This window comes from Flavobacterium sp. (genome assembly GCF_044361015.1).
Classification (GTDB): Bacteria; Bacteroidota; Bacteroidia; order Flavobacteriales; family Flavobacteriaceae; genus Flavobacterium.
Genome location: NZ_JBIKJL010000085.1, coordinates 1 through 6,034 on the forward strand (window position 1 = coordinate 1; position 6,034 = coordinate 6,034).

General features: G+C 38.9%; 6 protein-coding genes. 5 read left to right on the forward strand and 1 reads right to left on the reverse strand.

All coding sequences use genetic code 11. The features are described from left to right. Positions 1–279 precede the first annotated feature (279 nt). The 5 genes from ACIQ2Z_RS12260 (at position 280) to ACIQ2Z_RS12280 (ending at position 5,611) form a co-directional block, all read left to right on the forward strand. On the forward strand, positions 280–1,551 hold the full coding sequence (locus tag ACIQ2Z_RS12260; protein WP_396184455.1) for a DUF2157 domain-containing protein: 1,272 nt from the start codon (positions 280–282) through the stop codon (positions 1,549–1,551). Further along, positions 1,541–2,116: a GDYXXLXY domain-containing protein gene (locus ACIQ2Z_RS12265; protein ID WP_396184456.1), complete on the forward strand. Its 576-nt coding sequence runs from the start codon at positions 1,541–1,543 to the stop codon at positions 2,114–2,116. Before ACIQ2Z_RS12260 ends, ACIQ2Z_RS12265 begins: the two co-directional genes overlap by 11 nt. A gap of 12 nt (positions 2,117–2,128) precedes the next feature. Beyond that, on the forward strand, positions 2,129–2,713 hold the full coding sequence (locus ACIQ2Z_RS12270) for a non-canonical purine NTP diphosphatase (RefSeq protein ID WP_396184457.1): 585 nt from the start codon (positions 2,129–2,131) through the stop codon (positions 2,711–2,713). A gap of 150 nt (positions 2,714–2,863) precedes the next feature. Then, positions 2,864–4,756, forward strand: a complete 1,893-nt coding sequence (locus ACIQ2Z_RS12275) for a DEAD/DEAH box helicase (RefSeq protein WP_396184458.1) — start codon at positions 2,864–2,866, stop codon at positions 4,754–4,756. 87 nt (positions 4,757–4,843) lie between these two features. Further along, complete coding sequence (locus tag ACIQ2Z_RS12280; protein ID WP_396184459.1) at positions 4,844–5,611, forward strand: carboxypeptidase-like regulatory domain-containing protein; 768 nt, start codon at positions 4,844–4,846, stop codon at positions 5,609–5,611. Between the two features lie 25 nt (positions 5,612–5,636). On the opposite strand, the gene ACIQ2Z_RS12285 is transcribed toward ACIQ2Z_RS12280, so the two are convergent. After that, a partial coding sequence (locus ACIQ2Z_RS12285) for a TrmH family RNA methyltransferase (RefSeq protein ID WP_396184460.1) occupies positions 5,637–6,034 on the reverse strand: 398 nt, incomplete at its 5' end.

The following is a 6,034-nucleotide window of genomic DNA, read 5'->3' on the forward strand; positions in this document are numbered from 1 at the left end:
AAAAATCCATTTAATCCGCGTCATTTGCGTCTGCCGCGTTCAATCCCATAAAACCAAAAGAATCAAAAAAACTATAAAAACCCTTACCATTCCTATCCCTTCAAATCGAAAACCTTTCCCAAAAACAACGAGATTATCCAATTCCGACACGAGATTACCCGAAAACGGAACAAGATTATCCGAAAACGTTACGAGATTTTAAAAAAAAAGAAACCCTAATGTAAAATAAAAAGAATACATACTTAAATTTACACCAACAACACAACAAAAAAAAACAGCATGCAAAAACAACACCTCAACGAACTACTCGAACACGGCATCATCACGCCCGAAGTAGCTACCGCCATAACAAACTATTACCAAAACAAACAAACAACAGCCTCTAAATTACCCATTATTTTCGGCATCTTCGGAGCACTCCTCGGAGGCCTCGGCATCATCCTCCTCATCGGTCACAATTGGGATGAGTTCACCACTACAACACAATCCATCCTCGCCTTCCTACCGCTTCTACTAGGTCAAATCGCCTCCGGATACACCATCCTAAAAAAACCGGAATCAATCGCATGGCGTGAAAGCAGCGGAGCCTTCCTCTTCTGCGGAGTTGGAGCCTCCATAGCACTAATCTCTCAAATCTACCACATTCCCGGCAACTTCAATCGCTTCGTCCTCACCTGGATGTTGCTATCGTTGCCACTCATTTATCTCTTGAAATCGTCGGTCGTTTCCCTACTCTTCCTCATTGGCATCACTGTCTACAACATGACCATCGGCTACATTGACTACCCGAATGTTCAAAATTATAAGTATTGGTTGCTCCTGCTTGCCGTAGCACCGCACTACTATCAATTAATTAAACAACAACCCAACGGCAACTTCACCACCATCCACCATTGGTTTATTGCCCTCACCCTACTCATCAACCTGGAAAGCCTTGACAAAAACAACAACGAACTCATTTTTATCACCTATGGTTTCTTGATAGCCCTCTTCTACCTCCTCGGAAAAACAGCCTACTTTCGTCACCACCATACCATTGCAAACAGCTATTTAACCATCGGTAAACTAGGCGGTTTAACCCTATTGTACATGGCCAGTTTCCGTTTCATTTGGAAACCACTCCTACTCAAAAACCTCGTCCCCGAACCTTTGTTACTAACCGTCACCCTTACGTTGTTTGTGGGTTGTGCCCTCTTACTCTATCAGCTCAACAAAAGAAAAGCAGCAACCCCGTTCACGCTATTCCATTTTAACTTTATAGCCCTTGCTGTGTTTTTTATTACAGCCCAAGTAAGTATAACTGCCACCGTCATTTTGTCAAACCTCTATATCCTATCACTCGGACTTCAAGAAATTCAGAAAGGCAACAAAACCCACAGCATTACCCGACTCAATTTTGGCATACTCCTCATTGCCATCCTCACCGGATGTCGCTTCTTTGACGAAAACATGACCTTCATTGTTCGCGGAGTCATGTTCATAATTGTCGGTTTCGGGTTCTTTGCTCTCAACTATTTCTTACTCAAAAAAAGAAAACAACATGAAAACTAAAGTCCTACTCTTCGGTCTCTTTCTGCTGGTAGCTGCCGCACAACTCTATGTCCCCACTGAAATGATATGGCAAAACCAAAACATTTTAGATACGGGAACCATTATGAAATTCAAATGTGAACCCGTTGACCCCTATGATCCCTTCCGCGGAAAATATATCTCCTTACGTTTTGCGAATAGCACAATAGCCGTTAAAAATGCTAATCGGTATCAGTATAATCAAACCATCTATGCCACCTTTAAACAAGACACAACAGGCTATGCCGTGATGGATAAAATTTACACCGCAGCCCCGAAAGAACGCACCGACTATTTAGAACTCACAGTAGATTACACCAACAACTATGATTCAATACAAAAGATCAGTGTCTCTTATCCGTTTGACCGTTATTACATGAACGAGTACAAAGCTCCCATGGCTGAACAAACCTATGCAGAAAGCGTAAACGATGTCAAGAAATCAGTCTACGCTGAAGTAGCCATCAGCAACGGAACCGGAGTGATTAAGAAGGTCATGATTGATAATCAAGCTATTGAAGACTACGTTAAAAAACAGCCTAACTAAACTAACGAACCCATGCCATTAGCATTCGCTTCAAACAACCCAAACAAAATAAAAGAAATACAATTACTGCTTCCAAACACCCTAAAAATCTTAAGTTTAGAAGACATCGGTTGCCTGGAAGAAATACCGGAAACAGCACCCACCATTGAAGGCAACGCTATTCAAAAAGCCAATTATGTTACTGAAAAATATGGCTACCCCTGTTTTGCAGACGATACCGGTTTAGAAGTAGCCGCTTTAGATAACGCCCCGGGAGTTTATTCTGCCCGTTATGCCGGAGAGCAAAAGAATGCTGATGATAACATGGCAAAACTACTTCACAATCTTTCAGACAAAACAAATCGAAAAGCTCAATTTAAAACGGTAATCTGTTTAAATCTAAATGGCTATCAACACTTATTTGAAGGAATTATAAAAGGAGAAATAATCCCCGAAAAAAGAGGTTCAGCAGGTTTTGGTTATGACCCAATTTTTATACCCAATGGTTATTCAAACACCTTTGCAGAAATGTCCATGAGCGAAAAATCAAAAATTAGTCATCGCGGTTTGGCGGTTGAAAAATTGGTTGCTTTTTTAAAACAAAAAGGTATCAAATAATCACATTTTTTTCTCGATTTTCATCCCTATTACCCATAACTAATTACCTATCCTCAACCAAAATACTCCAACTAATTAAAAATCAATAGGTAACATCATTAGTTTATATGGTTTTTAAACTGTACCTTTGCACCCAATTTAAAATATTATATGAATAAATTTGAACAATTAGGATTGAGTGAATCGCTCCAGCGTGCGATTATCGATCTAGGATTTGAAAATCCGACAGAAGTACAGGAAAAAGCGATTCCCCTCTTATTGGAACAAGAAACAGATTTAGTTGCGTTGGCTCAAACAGGGACAGGGAAAACGGCAGCATTTGGTTTCCCGCTTATCCAAAAAATTGATGCGAACAATAGAAATACGCAGGCTTTAATTTTATCTCCAACCCGTGAACTATGTTTACAGATTACGAATGAAATTAAATTGTACGCTAAGTACGAAAAAGGAATTAACGTTGTTGCTGTTTACGGAGGTGCAAGCATCTCAGAACAAGCACGTGAAGTAAAAAGAGGAGCTCAAATTATTGTAGCCACTCCAGGAAGAATGCAAGATATGATTAATAGAGGTTTGGTAAACATTACACAAATCAACTATTGTATCCTTGACGAAGCGGACGAAATGTTAAACATGGGCTTCTACGAAGACATTGTAAGCATTTTATCTACTACACCTGATGAAAAAAACACTTGGTTATTCTCAGCAACCATGCCGGCAGAAGTGTCGCGTATTGCAAAAAAATTCATGCACGAACCTGTAGAAATTACCGTAGGAACAAAAAACTCAGGATCTGCAACCGTATCTCATGAGTTTTATTTAATCAATGCTCGTGACCGTTATGAAGCTTTGAAACGATTGGCCGATGCAAACCCGGATATCTTCTCGGTTGTTTTCTGTCGTACCAAAAGAGATACACAAGCCGTTGCCGAAAAACTAATTGAAGACGGATACAATGCCGCTGCTTTGCATGGTGATTTATCACAAGCACAACGTGACAGTGTGATGAAATCGTTTAGAGGTAGACAAATTCAAATGTTGGTAGCAACCGATGTTGCCGCTCGTGGAATTGACGTGGACAACATTACACACGTAGTGAATTATCAATTACCGGATGAAATTGAAACCTATAACCACCGTTCAGGCCGAACAGGTCGTGCCGGTAAATTAGGAACATCCATTGTAATTGTTACTAAAAGTGAATTACGTAAAATCTCTGCTATTGAGCGTATCATTAAACAGAAATTTGAAGAGAAAACAATACCATCCGGTATTGAAATCTGTGAAATTCAATTATTGCACTTAGCCACTAAAATAAAAGATACTGAAGTTGATCATGAAATTGACAACTACTTACCGGCTATCAACGAAGTTTTAAACGGATTAAGCAAAGAAGAATTAATCAAGAAAATGGTATCGGTAGAATTCAACCGATTCATTAATTATTATAAAAAGAATAGAGACATCTCTAATCAATCATCCGGTTCAGAAAGACGCGAACGTGATGACAGAGAACCAAGAGAAAACAACAGTGGAGCTACCCGTTTCTTTGTAAACATTGGTTCACGTGACAATTTCGATTGGATGCAACTGAAAGACTTTTTACGCGATACGTTAGAATTAGGTCGTGAAGATGTTTATAAAGTGGATGTGAAAGAGGGTTTCTCCTTCTTTAATACTGATGCAGAACACGCTAATAAAGTAATGGATGTGTTAAACGGAATGTTATTGGAAGGTCGTAAAATCAACGTAGAAATTTCTAAAAATGATGGTGGCGGAAGACGTGATCACAATGGAAGAAGTTCAGGCGGTGGCGGAGGATTCAGAGGAGAAAGAAGTTCAGGTCCCCGTTCAGGTGGTTTCGGTCCAAGAACAGAACGTAGTGCTGCTCCAAGAGGCGATCGCAAAGAAGGTGGATTCAGACCAAGAACCGAAGGTAGTTCATCAGAAAGACCAGCCAGACGTTCAGAGGGTGGAGAACGCAACGAACGTCCTGCAGGCCGTTCTTTTGAAGCTGCAAAAACAAGAAGACCAAGAAGAAGCTAACTGACTTTTGTTAATTTTCTTATAATTATACTGAAACTACAAAATATCTAAAAGTGATTTATTACTTTTAAACCGTTAAAACCGTTTATGAGATATTTTGTAGTTTTTTTATTGTTTTTATCCCTTTCTTCAGTCAAAGCACAAATTGCAGAGCGAAATCAGAGAGTGAGCGGTACTGTGTTAGATGACACTAAATCAAAACCGTTACCAAACGTAAACATCATCAATTTAAATTCTGTTCGGGGAACGATTACAGATGAAAAAGGTGTGTTTGAAATTAATGTGCAGGTTAACGACACATTACATATTTCATTAATTGGTTTTCAATCCATTCGGGTTCGTGTAACGAATGACTGGATTAAGACAAAAACAACCCAAATCAGTTTGACTGAAAAAGCAATTGCTTTAGAAGAAGTTGTACTTACTCCTTACAATCTTACCGGTTATCTTCAGGTAGATGCTAAATTAATTCCGGTGAAAGAAAACTATCGGTACGGAATTTCGGGATTGCCTTATGGTTATGAAGCCGGGGAATATTCACCAAATGCATTTAATCGGGTGTTGGGTTCTATCTTTAATCCGACCGACATGCTTTATAATTTCTTCGGTAACAAACCCAAGGAACTCCGCAAGTTGAAAGAAATGAATAAAGACGATACCGTTCGTAACTTACTTGCTTCAAAATTTGACCGGGAAACTATTGCTATTATGCTTGGGGTTAACAAAAAAGATATAGCCGAGATATTAGAACGCTGCAATTATTCTGAACAATTTATCAAAACGGCTAATGATCTTCAAGTGTTGGATGCCATCAATGATTGTTATGAAGAGTATAAGATTTTGAAAAGAAAGTAAAAATTAATTGCAAATAGTGTTTTCATTATTTATTACTTAACGCCTCCAAATATCGTTCTTCAACTCTATCGCAGTCTTTAATTGTTTTTTTAGCCCAATCAATTCGTTTTAAAAAGATTTCCTCCTCCGATAATTGCCATTTTATGGTAGAATTTCTGAGTCGTTGCGTAACACTTTGAAGAATGATGGAAGCCGCAACTGATATATTTAAGCTTTCCGTAAAACCTACCATCGGGATCTTCAAAAAACCGTCAGCTTGTTCCATAACTTCTTCTGAAAGACCATCCTTTTCGGTTCCAAAAAAAAAAGCAGCCTTATTAGAAATATCAAAATCTTCTAACAAACACGAATCCCTGTGCGGAGTAGTTGCAATAATTTGATATCCTTTCTCCCGTAAACCCAAAACACAATTTTGAATAGAGG